The organism is Kitasatospora sp. NPDC059973, assembly GCF_042737525.1.
GTDB lineage: Bacteria > Actinomycetota > Actinomycetes > Streptomycetales > Streptomycetaceae > Kitasatospora.
In genome coordinates, this window is sequence record NZ_JBHWUI010000177.1 from 1 (window position 1) to 16,138 (window position 16,138).

17 protein-coding genes are annotated in these 16,138 nt (G+C 73.4%); 7 read left to right on the forward strand and 10 right to left on the reverse strand.

Annotated elements, in window-relative coordinates; translation table 11 throughout:
• From ACFWA9_RS32755 to cobU, 6 genes are all read right to left on the reverse strand, one after another.
• A partial coding sequence (locus tag ACFWA9_RS32755) for a biotin/lipoyl-containing protein (RefSeq protein ID WP_380392081.1) occupies positions 1-337 on the reverse strand: 337 nt, incomplete at its 3' end.
• Between the two features lie 56 nt (positions 338-393).
• Positions 394-1,782, reverse strand: coding sequence for a dihydrolipoyl dehydrogenase (gene lpdA / locus ACFWA9_RS32760; RefSeq protein WP_329487334.1), 1,389 nt, complete (start codon positions 1,780-1,782; stop codon positions 394-396).
• Positions 1,783-2,220: 438 nt separating this feature from the next.
• Positions 2,221-3,726, reverse strand: coding sequence for a leucyl aminopeptidase (locus ACFWA9_RS32765; RefSeq protein ID WP_352287016.1), 1,506 nt, complete (start codon positions 3,724-3,726; stop codon positions 2,221-2,223).
• A gap of 302 nt (positions 3,727-4,028) precedes the next feature.
• The gene (locus tag ACFWA9_RS32770; RefSeq protein WP_380392086.1) at positions 4,029-4,826 is read right to left on the reverse strand and encodes an adenosylcobinamide-GDP ribazoletransferase; all 798 of its coding nucleotides are present in this window, start codon (positions 4,824-4,826) and stop codon (positions 4,029-4,031) included.
• Positions 4,827-4,902: 76 nt separating this feature from the next.
• Positions 4,903-6,018, reverse strand: a complete 1,116-nt coding sequence (locus tag ACFWA9_RS32775; RefSeq protein WP_380392088.1) for a nicotinate-nucleotide--dimethylbenzimidazole phosphoribosyltransferase — start codon at positions 6,016-6,018, stop codon at positions 4,903-4,905.
• 28 nt (positions 6,019-6,046) lie between these two features.
• Positions 6,047-6,619: a bifunctional adenosylcobinamide kinase/adenosylcobinamide-phosphate guanylyltransferase gene (cobU, locus tag ACFWA9_RS32780; protein ID WP_380392091.1), complete on the reverse strand. Its 573-nt coding sequence runs from the start codon at positions 6,617-6,619 to the stop codon at positions 6,047-6,049.
• Positions 6,620-6,795: 176 nt separating this feature from the next.
• On the opposite strand from cobU, the gene ACFWA9_RS32785 reads away from it, so the two are divergent.
• Positions 6,796-6,999 carry a hypothetical protein gene (locus tag ACFWA9_RS32785; RefSeq protein WP_329487330.1) on the forward strand — a complete coding sequence of 68 codons (204 nt, stop codon included), beginning with the start codon at positions 6,796-6,798 and terminating at the stop codon, positions 6,997-6,999.
• Positions 7,000-7,028: 29 nt separating this feature from the next.
• On the opposite strand, the gene ACFWA9_RS32790 is transcribed toward ACFWA9_RS32785, so the two are convergent.
• Positions 7,029-7,769, reverse strand: a complete 741-nt coding sequence (locus ACFWA9_RS32790) for a methyltransferase domain-containing protein (protein WP_352287237.1) — start codon at positions 7,767-7,769, stop codon at positions 7,029-7,031.
• Positions 7,770-7,927: 158 nt separating this feature from the next.
• Positions 7,928-8,527, reverse strand: a complete 600-nt coding sequence (locus ACFWA9_RS32795) for a DUF3043 domain-containing protein (protein ID WP_329487329.1) — start codon at positions 8,525-8,527, stop codon at positions 7,928-7,930.
• Between the two features lie 316 nt (positions 8,528-8,843).
• Between ACFWA9_RS32795 and ACFWA9_RS32800 the strand changes: the two genes are divergently transcribed.
• Both ACFWA9_RS32800 and ACFWA9_RS32805 read left to right on the forward strand, forming a co-directional pair.
• The gene (locus tag ACFWA9_RS32800; protein WP_380392108.1) at positions 8,844-9,632 is read left to right on the forward strand and encodes a PspA/IM30 family protein; all 789 of its coding nucleotides are present in this window, start codon (positions 8,844-8,846) and stop codon (positions 9,630-9,632) included.
• A 37-nt stretch (positions 9,633-9,669) separates the two neighbouring features.
• Positions 9,670-9,963, forward strand: a complete 294-nt coding sequence (locus ACFWA9_RS32805; RefSeq protein WP_359834368.1) for a hypothetical protein — start codon at positions 9,670-9,672, stop codon at positions 9,961-9,963.
• 71 nt (positions 9,964-10,034) lie between these two features.
• Here ACFWA9_RS32805 and nadA read toward each other — a convergent pair whose 3' ends face one another.
• Positions 10,035-11,219: a quinolinate synthase NadA gene (nadA, locus tag ACFWA9_RS32810; protein WP_380392095.1), complete on the reverse strand. Its 1,185-nt coding sequence runs from the start codon at positions 11,217-11,219 to the stop codon at positions 10,035-10,037.
• Between the two features lie 222 nt (positions 11,220-11,441).
• On the opposite strand from nadA, the gene ACFWA9_RS32815 reads away from it, so the two are divergent.
• The 3 genes from ACFWA9_RS32815 to ACFWA9_RS32825 all read left to right on the forward strand — a co-directional run bounded on the left by ACFWA9_RS32815 (position 11,442) and on the right by ACFWA9_RS32825 (position 14,565).
• Positions 11,442-12,365 carry an NADP-dependent oxidoreductase gene (locus ACFWA9_RS32815; protein WP_380392097.1) on the forward strand — a complete coding sequence of 308 codons (924 nt, stop codon included), beginning with the start codon at positions 11,442-11,444 and terminating at the stop codon, positions 12,363-12,365.
• A 125-nt stretch (positions 12,366-12,490) separates the two neighbouring features.
• Positions 12,491-12,955 carry an Lrp/AsnC family transcriptional regulator gene (locus ACFWA9_RS32820; protein WP_329487325.1) on the forward strand — a complete coding sequence of 155 codons (465 nt, stop codon included), beginning with the start codon at positions 12,491-12,493 and terminating at the stop codon, positions 12,953-12,955.
• A gap of 242 nt (positions 12,956-13,197) precedes the next feature.
• On the forward strand, positions 13,198-14,565 hold the full coding sequence (locus ACFWA9_RS32825) for a pyridoxal phosphate-dependent decarboxylase family protein (RefSeq protein WP_380392100.1): 1,368 nt from the start codon (positions 13,198-13,200) through the stop codon (positions 14,563-14,565).
• Between the two features lie 65 nt (positions 14,566-14,630).
• Here ACFWA9_RS32825 and ACFWA9_RS32830 read toward each other — a convergent pair whose 3' ends face one another.
• A complete protein-coding gene (locus ACFWA9_RS32830; protein WP_380392103.1) occupies positions 14,631-15,500 on the reverse strand; it encodes a GNAT family N-acetyltransferase in 870 nt (289 codons plus the stop codon).
• 243 nt (positions 15,501-15,743) lie between these two features.
• On the opposite strand from ACFWA9_RS32830, the gene erpA reads away from it, so the two are divergent.
• On the forward strand, positions 15,744-16,097 hold the full coding sequence (gene erpA / locus ACFWA9_RS32835) for an iron-sulfur cluster insertion protein ErpA (RefSeq protein WP_329487322.1): 354 nt from the start codon (positions 15,744-15,746) through the stop codon (positions 16,095-16,097).
• The last annotated feature ends 41 nt before the right edge of the window (positions 16,098-16,138 follow it).

Below are 16,138 nucleotides of genomic sequence, written 5' to 3' on the forward strand. Positions count from 1 at the left end.
GGGCCGGGGCGGGGGCGGCGGGCGCCTCCGCGACCGGGGCCGGGGCGGCGGCCGGAGCGGCCTCGGCGGCCGGGGCCGCGGCGGGGACCGGCGCGCCGGAGCCGTCGTCGATGACCGCCAGCTCGGCGCCGACCTCGACGGTCTCGTCCTCGCCGACCTTGATCGAGGCCAGGATGCCCGAGGCCGGGGCCGGGATCTCGGTGTCGACCTTGTCGGTGGAGACCTCGAGCAGCGGCTCGTCGACCTCCACACGCTCACCCTCGGCCTTCAGCCAACGGGTGACGGTGCCCTCGGAAACGCTCTCGCCCAGCGCGGGCAGTGTTACTGAGACCGCCATGGTTTCAGCGACTCCTATCAAGTCTTGCGTACTGGAATGGGGGGAGTGGGGCGTGATCAGTCGTGCGCGTGCAGCGGCTTGCCGGCCAGCGCCAGGTGCGCCTCGCCCAGGGCCTCGGACTGGGTCGGGTGGGCGTGGATGAGCTGCGCGACCTCGGCCGGCAGAGCCTCCCAGTTGTAGATCAGCTGCGCCTCGCCGACCTGCTCGCCCATCCGGGCGCCGACCATGTGGACGCCGACCACGGCGCCGTCCTTGACCTGGACGAGCTTGATCTCGCCGGCGGTCTTCAGGATCTTGCTCTTGCCGTTGCCGGCCAGGTTGTACTTGAGGGTGACGACCTTCTCCTTGCCGTACAGCTCGACGGCCTTGGCCTCGGAGATGCCGACGGAGGCCACCTCGGGGTTGGAGTAGGTCACGCGCGGGACGCCGTCGTAGTCGATCGGCACGGCCTTGAGGCCGGCCACGCGCTCGGCGACCAGGATGCCCTCGGCGAAGCCCACGTGGGCCAGCTGCAGGGTCGGGACGAGGTCGCCGACGGCGGAGATGGTGGGCACGTTGGTGCGCATGTACTCGTCGACGAGCACGTAGCCGCGGTCCATCGCGACGCCGTTCTCCTCGTAGCCGAGGCCGGCCGAGACCGGGCCGCGGCCGATGGCCACGAGCAGCAGGTCGGCGTCGATCTGCTTGCCGTTCTCGGTGGAGACGCGCACGCCGGTCTCGGTGTACTCGACACCGGAGAAGCGGGCCTTCAGCTCGAACTTGATGCCGCGCTTGCGGAACGCGCGCTCCAGCAGCTTGGAGGAGTTCTCGTCCTCCAGCGGGACCAGGTGCGGCAGCGCCTCGACGATGGTGACGTCGACGCCGAAGGACTTCCAGACCGAGGCGAACTCGACGCCGATCACGCCGCCGCCGAGGATCACGGCGGACTTCGGGATGCGGTCGAGCTTGAGCGCGTGGTCCGAGGAGATCACGCGGTCGCCGTCGATGGTCAGGCCCGGCAGCGACTTCGGCACGGAGCCGGTGGCGAGGACGATGTGACGGCCCTCGACGCGCTGGCCGTTGACGTCCACCGAGGTCTGCGAGGAGAGCTTGCCCTCGCCCTGGATGAAGGTCACCTTGCGGGAGGCGACCAGGCCCTGCAGGCCCTTGTACAGGCCGGCGATGACGTCGTCCTTGTACTTGTGGACGCCGTTGATGTCGATGCCCTGGAAGGTGGCCAGAACGCCGAACTCGGCGGCCTCCTTCGTCTCGTCCGCGATCTCGGCGGCGTGCAGCAGTGCCTTGGTCGGGATGCAGCCGCGGTGCAGGCAGGTGCCGCCCAGCTCACCCTTCTCGACCAGGGCGACGCTCAGACCCAGCTGAGCGGCGCGGAGCGCCGCGGCGTAACCGCCGCTTCCGCCTCCGAGAATGACTACGTCGAAAACGGTGCTGGCGTCGTTCGCCACGTCACGTCCTCCATGCAATGGGGTGGGTCGCCGGGCCGGTCGCGGTCCGGTGGGTCGGAAGCCTTTGTGGGGCGCCCAGTCGTGCCGGAAATACATCTTCGCACTTGTTCACGGCAGCTGATGTCCGGGTCCACCCCAGGGGTGTCCCAAAGGGCGGTCACAGGGGCGGGAACAGCCCCGACCGAAGGGCATCATCGCAGCTCAACGCGGGCTTGACAGCGGCGGGAGCGGCCTTTGGCGCGGTCCGGCCCGCCCCCGGTTCCGCACTGTGGAACAAAGTTTCGCCCGCAGCGAACAGAGGTGCGGACGAGCCCCCGCCTTCTACTCGCAGGTAACAGCGCCGCGGGCGGGCGGACACCCGCCGGGGGCGGGCCGGCCCCGGGAACGCGGACGGGGTCCGGCGCGAGTGCGCGGGACCCCGTCCGTCCGAAGCCCGGATCAGGCCTTGTCGCCCGCCGCGGTCCGCTCGGCGAAGCGGACCAGGGTGCGCACCGCGCTCGCGGTGCCGCCCTTGGGGGTGTAGCCAAACGGCGCGCCCTCGTGGAAGGCGGGGCCGGCGATGTCCAGGTGGGCCCAGTCGATGCCCTCGGCCACGAACTCCTTGAGGAACAGGCCGGCCACCAGGCCGCCGCCCATCCGCTCGCCCATGTTCGCCAGGTCGGCGATGGTCGACTCGGTCATGCCCTTGCGCAGCTCGGCCGGCAGCGGCATCGGCCAGGACTGCTCGCCGGCCTCGCCCGCGACGGTGTGCAGGGTCTCGCGCAGCTCGTCGTTGTTGGCCATCACGCCGAAGGTGCGGCTGCCCAGCGCCAGCATCATCGCGCCGGTCAGCGTCGCCACGTCGACGATCACGTCCGGGTTCTCCTCGCCGGCGCGCACGATGGCGTCGGCCAGCACCAGGCGGCCCTCGGCGTCGGTGTTCAGCACCTCGACGGTCTTGCCGCCGTACATGCGCAGCACGTCACCCGGGCGGGTGGCGGTGCCCGACGGCATGTTCTCGGCCAGCGCCAGCCAGGCGGTGACGTTGACGGCGAGGCCCAGGCGCTTGGCGGAGACGACGGCGGCGAACACCGCGGCCGCGCCGGCCATGTCGCACTTCATGGTCTCGTTGTGGCCGGCCGGCTTCAGCGAGATGCCGCCCGAGTCGTAGGTGATGCCCTTGCCGACGAACGCCAGGCTCGCCTTGGCCTTCGGGTGGGTGTAGGCCACCTTCACCAGCCGCGGCGGGTTGGCCGAGCCGTTGCCGACGCCGAGCAGGCCGCCGAAGCCGCCCTTGAGCAGCGCCTTCTCGTCCAGCACCTCGACCTTGAGGCCGTGCTCCTTGCCGGCCGCCTGGGCGATCGCGGCGAAGCCCTTGGGGTTCAGGTCGTTCGGCGCGGTGTTCACCAGGTCGCGGGCGCGGTTCATCTCCTCGCCGAGGACGACGGCGCGTTCGACGGCGGCCTTGGCGTCCTTGCTGCCCTTGCGGACGGTCAGCAGCACGAGCTCGCCGACCGGCTCCTTGGCGCTGCCGTTGCCCTTGTAGGTGCCGAAGGAGTAGGCGCCGAGCAGGCCGCCCAGCGCGACCGCCTCGACCTCGTCGGCGGACTCGGCCGGCAGGGCCAGCGCGGCCTTCTTGCTGCCGCCCAGGGTGCGGGCGGCGACACCGGCGGCGCGGCGCAGCGTCTCCAGGCCGTAGCCGGCGTCGGCGGCCTCGCCGAGGCCGACCGCGAGCACGAGCGCGGCCTTCAGGCCGGCGGGGGAGGGGACCTTGACGGCCTCGCCCTCGGCGCCGGTCGCGCCCAGGGTGCTGAGGACCTCGGCCAGCTTGCCCTCGAACGCCTCGCTCACGGCCTCGGCGCCCGGCGCCAGCACGATGCCCTTCGGGCCCTTCGCCACACCGATCACCACGGCGTCCGCGCGCAGCGAGGCGGCGGAGGAGGTGCTCACAGACAATGCAGTCACGTAATGCGTCCTGTTCTATCGCGGTCCACGGCACCGGTCACGGCACGGCTGCCGCACCGGCGCAGCCCGGGGCCGCCACTGCGGGCCGTCCCGCCGGAGCGGGCCGGGTCCGGGGCCCCTGGCGCGTGCGTCCACCGGTCACGGCGGCCGCACACACCAGAAGCCCCGGCTCCTCGACGCGCGTCGGCCGGGCCGGACCTGCGACGGTGCAGGGCTGCGGTGCTCCACGCATGGTAGTCCGCATGCTGGGATCACGCGCCGCCCGGTGTCCCAACGCCGGGAGCGGGGGCCGGCGGCGGGTCTCAGCCCATCAGCGCGAGGGTGACCAGGGTGCCGGTCGCGGCGGTCTCCGCCATCGCGCCGAGGACGTCCCCGGTGATGCCGTCGAACCGGCGTACGCAGCGCCGCAGCAGCAGCCAGGAGCAGCCGAGGCCGACCGCAACGGCCAGCGGCAGCCGCAGGACTGACGAGCCGTCGAGCAGGCCGAGGGTGGCCAGCAGCAGCGCCGAGCCGGCCGTCGCCGCCACCGCCGCGGCCGGCGGCACGGTGCCGGCCACCATCGCGCCGAGCCCGCCCGGCCGGGCGGCCGGCACCGGGCGCAGGCAGCCCCAGCCGAGTGCGCACCGCGCGGCCGTCGCCGAGGCGAGCACCGCGAGCGCGCCGCCGGCCGGCGACGCGTCGAACCGGCCGGCCAGTGCGGCGATCTGGGCCAGCAGCACCAGCACCAGGGTCAGTACGCCGAACGGCCCGATGTCGGACTGCTTCATGATGCGCAGGGCGTCCTCGGCCGGTTTGCCGCTGCCCAGGCCGTCGGCGACGTCGGCCAGGCCGTCCAGATGCAGGCCCCGGGTCAGCGCGGCCAGTACGCCGACGGCGGTCACCGCGCCGAGCGGCCCGCCCGCGCGCCAGGCCACCAGCGCTCCCGCGCCCGCGGCCAGTGCCCCGAGCGTGAGGCCGACCACCGGGGCCGCCGTCATCGCCCGGCCCGCCGTGGGGCGGTCCCACCGCTCGACCCGCACCCGCAGCACGGAGAGCGTGCCGAACGCGAACCGCAGCCCCTCACCCCACCGGGCCGGCTCCCGTGCCGAAGCGTCCTGCATGGCCCGCCGTTCCTCGCATCCGTACCGTGGTGCGCCGCGCACCGCGACGACCCGCCCCCGTCCGGGCCCCGGGTGGTCAGACCCGGCCGAGCAGCTCCGCGGCCGAGGGCAGCTTCGGCTGCTCCTTGGGGGCCGCCGGGGTGGCCGGGGCGGGCGCGTGCTCGGCCAGGGCGTCCGCCGCGGCCTGCAGCAGCGGCAGCGCCATCAGCGCGCCGACGCCCTCGCCCATGGTGATCTCCTGCTCCTGCAGGGGCGTCAGGGTCAGCCGGTCGTAGGCCTTGGCCTGGGCCGGCTCGCCGGTGGACTGCCCGGCCCGCCACCACTCCGGCGCCCGGAACGCGATCCGCTGCGCGACCAGCGCGCAGGCCGCCGAGACCACACCGTCCAGCACCACCGGGAGCTTGCGGACCGCGGCCTGCAGCAGGAAGCCGGTGATCGCCGCGAAGTCGGCACCGCCGGTGGCGCCGAGCAGCGCCAACTGGTCGCCCAGCACCGGCCGGGCCCGCCGCAGCGAGTCCCGGACGGTCGCGCACTTGACCATCCACACCCGGTCGTCGACGCCCGAGCCGCGCCCGGTCACCGCGGCCGCGTCGGTGCCGCAGAGCGCGCCGACCAGGACGGCCGCCACGGTGGTCGCGCCGACCCCGAGGTCACCCAGGACGATCAGGTCCGTCCCGGCGTCGGCCTCCTCGTCGGCGACGGCCATCCCGGCCCGGAAGGCCTTGACCGTCTCCTCGGGGCTCAGCGCGTCCTCGACGTCGACCCGGCCGGAGCCGCGCCGCACCCGGTGCGCGACGACCTCGTCCGGGAAGTCGGAGGGGTCCGCGTCCACCGCGACGTCCACCACCCGCACCTCGGCGCCGAAGCGCCGGGCGAGCAGGGCGACCGGCGCGGTGCCGTCCAGCACCGCCCGCACCCGGGCGGCCGTGCCGCCCCGCGCGGGCAGCCGGGACACCCCGAGGGCCGCCACCCCGTGGTCGGCGGCGAACAGCAGCACCTTGGGCGCCGACAGCGGCCGCACCGGGGAGCGGCCCTGTACGGACGACAGCCAACTGCCCAGCTCCTCCAGCCGGCCGAGGCCGCCGCGCGGGCGGTCCAGCGCCTGCCAGCGCTCTTCGGCGGCCCGCCGGGCGCTCTCGTCGGGGCGCTCGACGAGCGAGGAGAACGTATCGAGATCCACGGTCGTGTCCATCGATCGGAAGGCTACACGCCGCGGGTGTTCAGCCCGCGGCGGGCTTGACCGTCAGAACCTGCCCCGCCACGACGAGCAGCACACGCTCCGAGGCGTCGGCCACCGCCATGTTCAGCCGGCCCAGGGTGTCGCGGAACCGGCGGCCCGAGGCGGTGGCCGGGACGACGCCCATGCCCACCTCGTTGCTGACCGCGACCACCGGGCGCCGGGTCGCCGCCCAGGCCCGGGCGAGCTCCTCGCAGCGCCGCTGGACGGCCGCCTCGCCGCCGTCCGCCCAGACCGCGTCGTCCCAGGCGCCGCACTCGTCCATCACCGCGGTCAGCCAGAGCGCCAGACAGTCGATCAGCACCGGCGCCGGGTCGGCGCTGTCGGCCAGGACCGCCGCCAGGTCGCAGGTCTCGGCGGTGCGCCAGCTCGCCGGCCGCCGGTCGCGGTGCAGCGCCACCCGCTGGGCCCACTCGGTGTCACCGTCCCGGGCGCCGCCGGTGGCCACGTACAGCACGTCCGGGTACCGGGCGAGCAACTGCTCGGCCCTGGTGGACTTTCCGGAGCGGGCGCCGCCGAGGAGCAGGGTGCGGGGGAGTGCGGGGTGGGCTGCCATGCCGTCCATCCTGCCAAGGCGGTGGCGCCCCGCCCCGCGCGGGCCCGGCCCGGCCGGCCGGGGAGCCGCGACCCGGCCGACAACGCGGCCCCGGTCAGGCATACGGAAGATCGGGCCGGGCAGGCTAAGGTGCGCGCAGCAGGCAGCGCACAGGTCGTCAGTGGGAGGAACCGGGCATGGTCTGGACGTGGCGGTACGAGAAGGCGGACGGCACCGTGGTGGCCCCGAGCGGCGGCCAGGAGGAGGAGTTCGCCGGTCAGGGGGACGCCGAGACCTGGATCGGGGAGAGCTGGAAGCAGCTGGCCGAGGACGGCGTGGACACCGCGGTCCTGCTCGATGACGGCCGGGAGATCTACTCGATGAGCCTGCACGAGGCCTGAGCCCGCCCGCACGCCTTCGGGAGCGGCCGCTACTTGGCCCCGAAGACGTGCAGCAGCGCGGCGACCTGCCGGTACGGGTCGGTGCGGCCGGCCCGCTCCTCGGCCTCCAGCAGCTGGGCCAGCTGCCGGCCGTCCACCGGCGGCGCCGCGTCGTCGGGCGCGCTGTCGGTGAAGACCCGCACGCCGTACCAGTGCCGCAGCGGCACGGACACCTCGGAGAGGGTGACGGCGAGGTCGGCGAGCCGGTCGGCCCGGGCGGCCAGCCCGAGCCGGTTGTAGTAGCGGTCGCTCTCGAAGGCGTGCAGGGCGGCCCGCCAGTCCCCGGCGGCGGCGGGCCGCAGGGCCAGCGCGTCACGGTTGCGGACCAGCAGCGAGAGCAGTCCGCCCGGGGCCAGCAGCCGGGCCAGCGAGGCGATCATCGGATCCGGGTCCGGCAGGTACATCAAGACGCCGTGGCAGAGCACCACGTCGAAGCTGCGCGGCCCGAACCAGCGCCCGCACTGGTGGCCGTCGCCGCTGAGCAGCTGCATCCGGCCGCGGACCTCGGGCGGCTCCTCGGCGAGCGCCCCCTGGGCGACGCCGAGCGCGACCGGGTCGGAGTCGATCCCGGTGACGTAGTGGCCGTCCCGCGCCAGCCGCAGGGCCTGGGTGCCCTGGCCGCAGCCGATGTCGAGGACGCGCTGTTCGGCGCGGCCGGTCAGCTGCTCGGCGAGCTGGCGGGCGACCAGCTCCTGCCGGACGAGGTTGCGCAGGCTGCCGAGGCGGTCCAGCCACGGGCCGGTGCCGCCGGCGAAGGAACCGCTGCGCGAGGGCAGCCGGCGCTCCTGGGCGAGCCGGTCGTGGCCGCCGTCACCCTGGCCCGGAAGCGCGTACAGGCCGGGCCCCTCCCAGGAGGGAGGGGCCCAGCCGGAGTCCACCGGTTCGGCGGTCAGGGCTTCTCTCCGCGCCGCACCTGCGGCTTGGGCAGGCGCAGCCGGCGCATCTGCAGGATGCGCATCAGGCCGTAGGCGACCGCGCCACGGGTGTTCTGGCCCGCGAACCGCTCGGTGAGCGACTTGCGCAGACCGAACCCGAGGCGGACGAAGTCCAGCACCACCAGCACGAAGAAGGCCAGGAAGAGCAGGGTGGAGAGCAGCTGGAGGGCCGGCACCTTGACGATGCTGAGCACCAGGATGACCACGGCGGCGGGCAGGAAGAACTCGGCCAGCGACCAGCGGGCGTCCACGTAGTCGCGGGTGAACTTGCGCACCGGGCCCTTGTCACGGGCCGGCAGGTGCCGCTCGTCGCCCTCCAGCAGCGCGGTGCGCTGCTTCTCGCGCTCGCTGCGCATGCGCTCGCGCGCCTGGCGGGAGGCCTCCTTGCGGTCCTTGGGTACGGTCACCCTGGTCCGCCGGTGGGCCTCGGCCTCACTGCGCTTGGGCGTCGGCCGGCCCTTCTTCGCCTGCGGATCGCGGGTCTGGGTCGTCTCGTCCTGCTTCTCCAGCACGGCGGCGGAGGCAGCGGCATCATCTGAACGGCGTCGGAACACACCCCCAGCGTACGGGGTGCGCGACCGCTTCCACGGGTGTCCTCGGACCCAAACGCATATCGATCGCGCCGGTCCGGGCCCCCGGCCGGGTTTCCGGGGGTCTTCCCGTAGGGGATCACCGCTTCGGACGATGGGTGGGATGAGGGGCGGATCCACCCCGGGGATGAGGCCCGGGAGGGGGACGCTGTAGCAGTCTTGTTGCAGGCAGGTGCACTGCGGCGAAGGGCTCGCTGCACATACACTCGTCGTGTCTGGTAACGAGATTAAGACCGCAGGCCGGAGAAGGGGGCACCCGAGGCCCATGAGCGACGGAATCATGAAGCGTATGGGGTTGATCTTCCGCTCCAAGGCGAACAAGGCCTTGGACCGGGCGGAGGATCCCCGTGAGACGCTCGACTATTCGTACCAGAAGCAGCTTGAGCTGCTGCAGAAGGTGCGTCGCGGTGTCGCGGACGTGGCCACCTCGCGCAAGCGCCTGGAGCTCCAGCTGACCCAGCTGCAGCAGCAGTCCGCCAAGTACGAGGACCAGGGCCGCAAGGCCCTCTCGCTCGGCCGGGAGGACCTCGCGCGCGAGGCCCTGACCCGCAAGTCGAACATGCAGTCCCAGATCACCGACCTGGAGACGCAGTACCAGCAGCTCCAGGCCGAGGAGGAGAAGCTCACGCTCGCCTCCCAGCGGCTGCAGGCCAAGGTCGACGCCTTCCGCACCAAGAAGGAGACGATCAAGGCCACCTACACCGCGGCCCAGGCGCAGACCCGGATCGCCGAGTCCTTCTCCGGCATCTCGGAGGAGATGGGCGACGTCGGTCTGGCGATCCAGCGGGCCGAGGACAAGACCGCCCAGATGCAGGCCCGGGCCGGTGCGATCGACGAGCTGCTGGCCTCCGGCGCGCTCGACGACGCCAGCGGTCTCGGCCGCAAGGACGACATCGAGGCCGAGCTGGAGCGGGTCGCCGGCGGTTCGGACGTCGAGCTGGAGCTGGCCCGGATGAAGGCCGAGCTGACGGGCGGCTCGCCGGCCTCCGGTCCGCAGGCCATCGAGCCGGGCAAGGGACAGCCGCAGGACGCCCAGCCGGACTCCCCGCGGATCAACTACAACAAGTGACCTGAGCTTCACCCCACGAACCAGGGAGACGCACGGCATGATCATGAGGGTCATGGGGGAGGGCCAGTTCGAGGTGGGCGACGCCCATCTGAACCGGCTGAACGAGCTGGACGACGAGCTCGTCACCGCACTGGACTCGGGGGACGAAGAGCATTTCCGCCGAGCGCTCGGGGAGCTGCTGGGCGCCGTCAAGGAGTTCGGCACCCCGCTGCCGGACGCCTCGCTGGAGCCCTCCGACCTGATCCTCCCGGCTGCCGACTCGACGATCGACCAGGTCAGGGAGCTGCTGCGGGCCGAGGGTGACGGCCTGATCCCCGGATTGCCCGAGTAGCGGACGTCTCGCGCCAGACGAAAGGGCGGGCTCCTCCAGTGCGGAGGAGCCCGCCCTTCGGCGTGCGGTGGCTACGGCAGGGCGAGCATCCGGTCCAGCGCCGCCTTGGCGTGCTTCTCGGTCTCCGGGTCGACCCGGATCACGTTCGGCACCCGGCCCTCGACCAGCGACTCCAGTGTCCAGACCAGGTGCGGCAGGTCGATCCGGTTCATCGTGGAGCAGAAGCAGACCGCCCGGTCCAGGAAGACGATCTCCTTGTCCGGGTGCGCCTTGGCGAGCCGGCGGACCAGGTTCAGCTCGGTGCCGATGGCCCACTTGGAGCCGGGCTCGGCGGCGTCCAGCGCCTTGATGATGTACTCGGTCGAGCCCACCATGTCGGCGGCCGCGACGACCTCGTGCTTGCACTCGGGGTGCACCAGCACGGTCACGCCGGGGATGCGCTCGCGGACGTCGTTGACCGAGTCCAGCGAGAACCGGCCGTGCACCGAGCAGTGGCCGCGCCAGAGGATCATCTTGGCGTTCCGCAGCTGCTCGGCGGTCAGGCCGCCGTTGGGCTTGTGCGGGTTGTAGAGCACGCAGTCGTCCAGCGAGAAGCCCATCTCGCGCACCGCGGTGTTGCGGCCCAGGTGCTGGTCGGGCAGGAAGAGCACCTTCTGCCCCTGCTCGAAGGCCCACTCCAGGGCCCGCTTCGCGTTGGACGAGGTGCAGATGGTGCCGCCGTGCCTGCCGGTGAAGGCCTTGATGTCGGCGGAGGAGTTCATGTACGAGACCGGGACGGTGACGTCGGCTATGCCGGCGTCGGTCAGGACGTCCCAGCACTCGGCGACCTGCTCGGCGGTGGCCATGTCGGCCATCGAACAGCCGGCCGCGAGGTCCGGCAGGACGACCTGCTGGGCGTCGCCGGTGAGGATGTCCGCGGACTCGGCCATGAAGTGCACGCCGCAGAAGACGATGTACTCGGCCTCCGGGCGGGCGGCCGCGTCGCGCGCGAGCTTGAAGGAGTCGCCGGTGACATCGGCGAACTCGATCACCTCGTCGCGCTGGTAGTGGTGGCCCAGGATGAAGACGCGATCCCCGAGCGCCTCCTTCGCGGCCCGCGCACGGGCGACGAGGTCCGGGTCGGAGGCGGCGGGAAGGTCGCCGGGGCACTCGACGCCGCGCTCGCTGTTCGGGTCGGCCTCACGGCCGAGCAGCAGCAGAGCGAGCGGCGTCGGAGTGGGGTCGACGCCGTAGGTCTCGGTGATGGTGGTGGTCACGGGCGGGTGCCCTTCTGTGCGGCCGATCAGTCGGTGCAGCCTTCTCGTCTATCTGACGCTATCTATGATAACCGCTTAGCGTCAGACTGACGATGGCCATTCTGTCGATGTGACGAGAACCGCTTCCCGCTTCGGGCCCGTTCGGTGGCGCCGGAAGCACGATAGGGGGCGGTTCGGCGTGGCCGAACCGGTATCCGGGCCCGGCCGGGTTTGGCTGGGTCCATGAAGGCAATCGCGATCCGCCGCTACGGCGGCCCCGAGGTGGTGGAGTACACCGACCTCCCGGACCCCAAGGTCGGGCCGGACTCGGTACTGGTGGAGGTCAGGGCGGCCGGGGTGAACCCGGTGGACTGGAGGGTCCGGGACGGCGCCCTGGACGGCCTGCTGGACGTCCACTTCCCCCTGGTGATGGGCTGGGACGCGGCCGGGGTGGTCCGGGCGGTCGGCGGCGGGGTGACCGAGTTCGCCCCCGGCGACGAGGTCTACGGCTACGTGCGCAAGGACTCCGTCGAGCACGGGACCTACGCCGAGCTGGTCGCCGCCCCCGTCCGCACGCTGGCCCGCCGGCCCGCGGCCCTGGACTGGGCGCAAAGCGGCGGCCTGCCGCTGGCCGGCCTGACCGCCCTCCAGGGCCTGCGGGCGCTGCGGGTGGCCCCGGGCGACACCGTGCTGGTGCACGCCGCGGCCGGCGGCGTCGGCCACCTGGCCGTGCAGATCGCCAAGGCGTTCGGGGCCCGGGTGATCGGCACCGCGGGCGAGCGCAACCACGACTACCTGCGCGGCCTCGGCGCCGAGCCGGTGGCCCACGGCGAGGGCCTGGCCGAGCGGGTCCGGGCCCTGGCGCCCGGCGGGGTGGACGCCGCCCTCGACCTGGTCGGCGGCGGGGCCGTCGAGGTCTCGGCCGCCCTGGTCGCGGACCCGTCCCGGATCGCCTCGGTCACGGACTACCGGGTGAAGGCGCTCGGCGGCCACTACGTCTGGGTCCGCCCCGACGCCGCCGGGCTGGCGGAGCTGGCTGCGCTCGCCGACGACGGGCGGCTCACCGTCACCGTCGCCTCCACCTTCCCGCTCGCGCAGGCCGGCTCCGCCCAGGCGCTCAGCGCGGAGGGCCGCACCCGGGGGAAGATCGTGCTCCTGGTGGACTGAGAACGGTCCGCGAGCCGTCATCTGCCAGCGGTGGACTCGGTCCTGTCATCCGCCAGAATGGTGCAGAACCGTTTCGGCGGCCGCCGTCCCGCCGACCCCCGTACGACCCGTGGAGCCCCGCACCGATGACCAGCAGTCGAGCACACGAGACGGTCGGGGCGACCCTCGACGAGACCGACCGTCTCCTGCTCGCCCGGCTGGGCAGCGACGGCCGGGCCTCCTACGCCGAGATCGGCGTGCAGGTGAACCTCTCCGCCACCGCCGTCCGCCGCCGGATCGACCGGCTGCGGGCGCGCGGGGTGGTCCGCGGCTTCACCGTCGTCCTCGACCCCTCGGTGCTCGGCTGGCAGACCGAGGCCTTCGTCGAGGTGTACTGCCGGGAGCGGACCGCCCCGGAGGAGATCCTGGCGAGCCTGCGCCAGTTCCCCGAGGTGGTCGCGGCCTGGACGGTCACCGGCGACCCGGACGCCCTGGTCCACCTGCGGGCCTCCGACACCCGGCACCTGGAGGCCGTGATCGAGCGGATCCGGCGGGAGCCCGGCGTCCAGCGCAGCCGCTCCTCGGTCGTGCTCTCCCAGCTCATCGGCTGAATCCGAACGGCCCAGTCCGCTCCCTCCGGGGGCCGGCGCGGCCGCCCCCCGGGGCCGCCCGGCGGCCTGCGCAGGAATCCTGCGCGGGCCCCGGCCAAGACGCTCGAATCCTGCCTGACCAGCCGCGTTCGGACGCGCGGCGGGGGCACGGTGCTGCCTAGGCTGATCACATCCGGCGGAGCGGTGAGACGTCCCGCGCCGCCGGACCTCCCCCGACACCCCCACAGCCGAGAGGGACCCCCGTGTCCGCAGCACCCGACCGCATGCACCGGCCCGACAACGAGCTGGTCGACCTGGTTTTCGACTACATGCGGGAGCGGCTGCAGTACGACCCCGTTCCGCTCGACCACCCCGGTGACGGCGAGCACCTGCGCACCCAGCTGGCCGGTCTGCTCAACGCGGACGGCAACAACCCGGCCGACGTGCTGAAGCTCTACGACCACGAGCTCTCCCGCGCGGTGATCTCCGCCGACAGCCCGCGCTACCTCTCGTTCATCCCGTGCGCGCCGACCAAGGCCGCGCTGCTCTTCGACATGGTCGTCTCCTGCGCCTCGCTGCAGGGCATCTCCTGGCTGGAGGCGGCCGGCGCCATCGCCGCCGAGAACCAGGTGCTGCGCCTGATCGCGGACCGGGCCGGGATGCCCGAGTCGGCCGGCGGCACCTTCGTCTCCGGCGGTTCGGCCGGCAACCTCTCCGCGCTGGTCGTCGCCCGCGACACCGCCCGCCGCCGGCTCGGTGTCGGCCCGGAGGCCCGGCTGCGGATCGCCGTCGCCGACCAGGTGCACTCCTCGGTCAAGAACACCTTCAACATCATCGGCGTGGAGGCCTTCAAGGTCCCCACCGTCGACCGCCGCTTCACCGGCGAGGCGCTGCGCGCCGCCCTGGCCGCCGACCCGAACCCGGAGACGGTGATCGCCGTCGTCGGGACGGCCGGCACCACCAACGAGGGCATCATCGACGACCTCCAGGGCCTCTCCGAGGTGGCCCGCGAGCGCGGCCTCTGGTTCCACGTGGACGGCGCCTACGGCGGCGCGGGCCTCTTCGCCCCCTCCGTCCGGGCCCGCTACGACGGCATCGAGCACGCCGACTCCTTCGTGGTGGACCCGCACAAGTGGCTGTTCGCCCCGTTCGACTGCGCCGCGCTGATCTACCGCAACCCGCAGCTCGCCCGCGCCGTGCACACCCAGGACGCCTCCTACCTGGACGTGCTGCACACCGAGGGCGACGAGTGGAACCCCACCGACTACGCCTACCACCTGACCCGGCGCGCCCGCGGCCTGCCGCTCTGGTTCTCGCTGGCCGTGCACGGCACCCAGGCCTACACCGATGCCATCGAGACCGGCCTCACCCTGGCCCGGGACACCGCGCGGCTGATCCGCGACACCGAGCACCTGGAGCTGCTGTTCGACCCGCAGCTCTCGGCGGTCTGCTTCCGCCGCAAGGGCTGGACCAACGACGACTACTACCGCTGGTCGCAGCAGCTGCTCGCGGACCAGATCGGCTTCGTCACCCCGACCGGCTGGGACGGCGAGACGGTCGCCCGCTTCGCCTTCCTGCACCCGGGCACCACGATGGCGATGGTCCGGGAGATCCTGGACACCATGGTCTGAGCCCCCGCGGCCGACCGCGCGAACGCCCCGACCCCCTGCCGGCCGACCGGCGGGGGGCCGTCGCGTCACAGCAGCGCGCCGTCGGGCAGGTACGGCGCCGGCGGGCGCATCCCGCGCAGGCCCAGGAAGCCCACGGTCCGCGGGCTCAGCCCGACCTCCAGGCCGACGTCCAGCGCCCACTCCTGCTCGGCGGTCAGGTGCCCCACGTGGGCGTCCACGCCGTCCGGCACCCGCGCCAGCGCCTCGCGCAGCAGCCGGGCGGCGATCCGCTTCGAGGTCGCGGCCAGCAGCCGCACCTCGCCGCCGTCGCGGTAGCAGTAGCCGCTGCCGGCCAGCGCGTCGGCGATCAGTAGCTCCTCGCAGTGGCCCAGCATCAGTTCGTGGTCCGGCCCGTGCGCCGCGCCGCGCAGCCGGCGGTCCACCGAGTCCAGCAGGTGCCGGTGGCTGGCGTTGCCGGGGTGCACCGGGATGTCACCGGGGTCGAGCAGCCCGGCCCGGTCCACCCGGCCGGTCAGCGCCATCGCCGGGTGCAGGGTGAACCCGGCGAGCCGGTACCGGCGGGCCGCCGCCGGGGACGGCGGGACGCAGAGCATCCCGCGCAGGCAGCCGCGCCCGTACGCGGCGGCCCGCTCCAGCAGCAGCCGGCCGAGGCCGTGCCCCTGCGCCTCGGGCCGCACCACGAGCAGCGCCAGGATCCAGAGGCCCTCGCGGCGCAGCGACAGCACCGCGCCGACCGGTTCGCCGTCGCTCTCCGCCAGCCAGCAGCCCTGCGGGTCGGTCCGGACGAGGTGTCTGGTCCTGGCCAGCCGGCCCACCGGGGGCCCGTCCTGCGGGGCCGGGCCGGCGCTGTCGGCGAGCGGCGCGAACGAGGCGCGGGCGATGTGCTGGACGGCCTCCGCGTCGGCGGCGGTGTCCTGGACCAGGCGCAGGATCATGCCCACCATCCTGGCCGTCGCACCGGTCGCCCGGGGCCGGTTCCGCCGGATCCGCGGTCGGGGCGGTGTCCGAGCCGCGCCGGTTGTGCGAGCATGGGGAGCGTAGGGGAGCGGGTGGTACACCCGGCCCACGAAATTCCGCCGCTGAAAGTCGCCGAAATTACACCGCCGTCCGGGAAATGAATCCGGACGGCCGTTGGTTGGCACTGGCGGCAGACCGTCGTCAAGACCGGGAGAAAGCAGATGACCGTCCAGGACGAGACCACCGTCGAGAGTGGCATCCTCCTTACCGATGCCGCCGCGGCCAAGGTCAAGGGCCTGCTGGAGCAGGAGGGCCGCGACGACCTTGCGCTTCGCGTCGCCGTCCAGCCCGGTGGTTGCTCCGGCCTGCGTTACCAGCTGTTCTTCGACGAGCGCTCGCTCGACGGCGACGTGCTCAAGGACTTCAACGGTGTCAAGGTCGTCACCGACCGGATGAGTGCCCCGTACCTCGGCGGCGCCACCGTCGACTTCGTGGACACCATCGAGAAGCAGGGCTTCACGATCGACAACCCGAACGCCACGGGCTCCTGCGCCTGCGGCGACTCGTTCAGCTAGTCGGCAGACGGCGAGGGCGGCCCCGGATTCTCCGGGGCCGC

Coding starts and splice junctions, on each gene's coding strand:
- cobU (WP_380392091.1), bottom strand. CDS start 6,619: ATGGCAGCCCACCCCGCACTCCCCCGCACCCTGCTCCTCGGCGGCGCC.
- ACFWA9_RS32785 (WP_329487330.1), top strand. CDS start 6,796: ATGGTCTGGACGTGGCGGTACGAGAAGGCGGACGGCACCGTGGTGGCC.
- ACFWA9_RS32805 (WP_359834368.1), top strand. CDS start 9,670: ATGATCATGAGGGTCATGGGGGAGGGCCAGTTCGAGGTGGGCGACGCC.
- ACFWA9_RS32775 (WP_380392088.1), bottom strand. CDS start 6,018: ATGGACACGACCGTGGATCTCGATACGTTCTCCTCGCTCGTCGAGCGC.
- ACFWA9_RS32770 (WP_380392086.1), bottom strand. CDS start 4,826: ATGCAGGACGCTTCGGCACGGGAGCCGGCCCGGTGGGGTGAGGGGCTG.
- ACFWA9_RS32830 (WP_380392103.1), bottom strand. CDS start 15,500: ATGATCCTGCGCCTGGTCCAGGACACCGCCGCCGACGCGGAGGCCGTC.
- erpA (WP_329487322.1), top strand. CDS start 15,744: ATGACCGTCCAGGACGAGACCACCGTCGAGAGTGGCATCCTCCTTACC.
- ACFWA9_RS32815 (WP_380392097.1), top strand. CDS start 11,442: ATGAAGGCAATCGCGATCCGCCGCTACGGCGGCCCCGAGGTGGTGGAG.
- ACFWA9_RS32800 (WP_380392108.1), top strand. CDS start 8,844: ATGAAGCGTATGGGGTTGATCTTCCGCTCCAAGGCGAACAAGGCCTTG.
- ACFWA9_RS32820 (WP_329487325.1), top strand. CDS start 12,491: ATGACCAGCAGTCGAGCACACGAGACGGTCGGGGCGACCCTCGACGAG.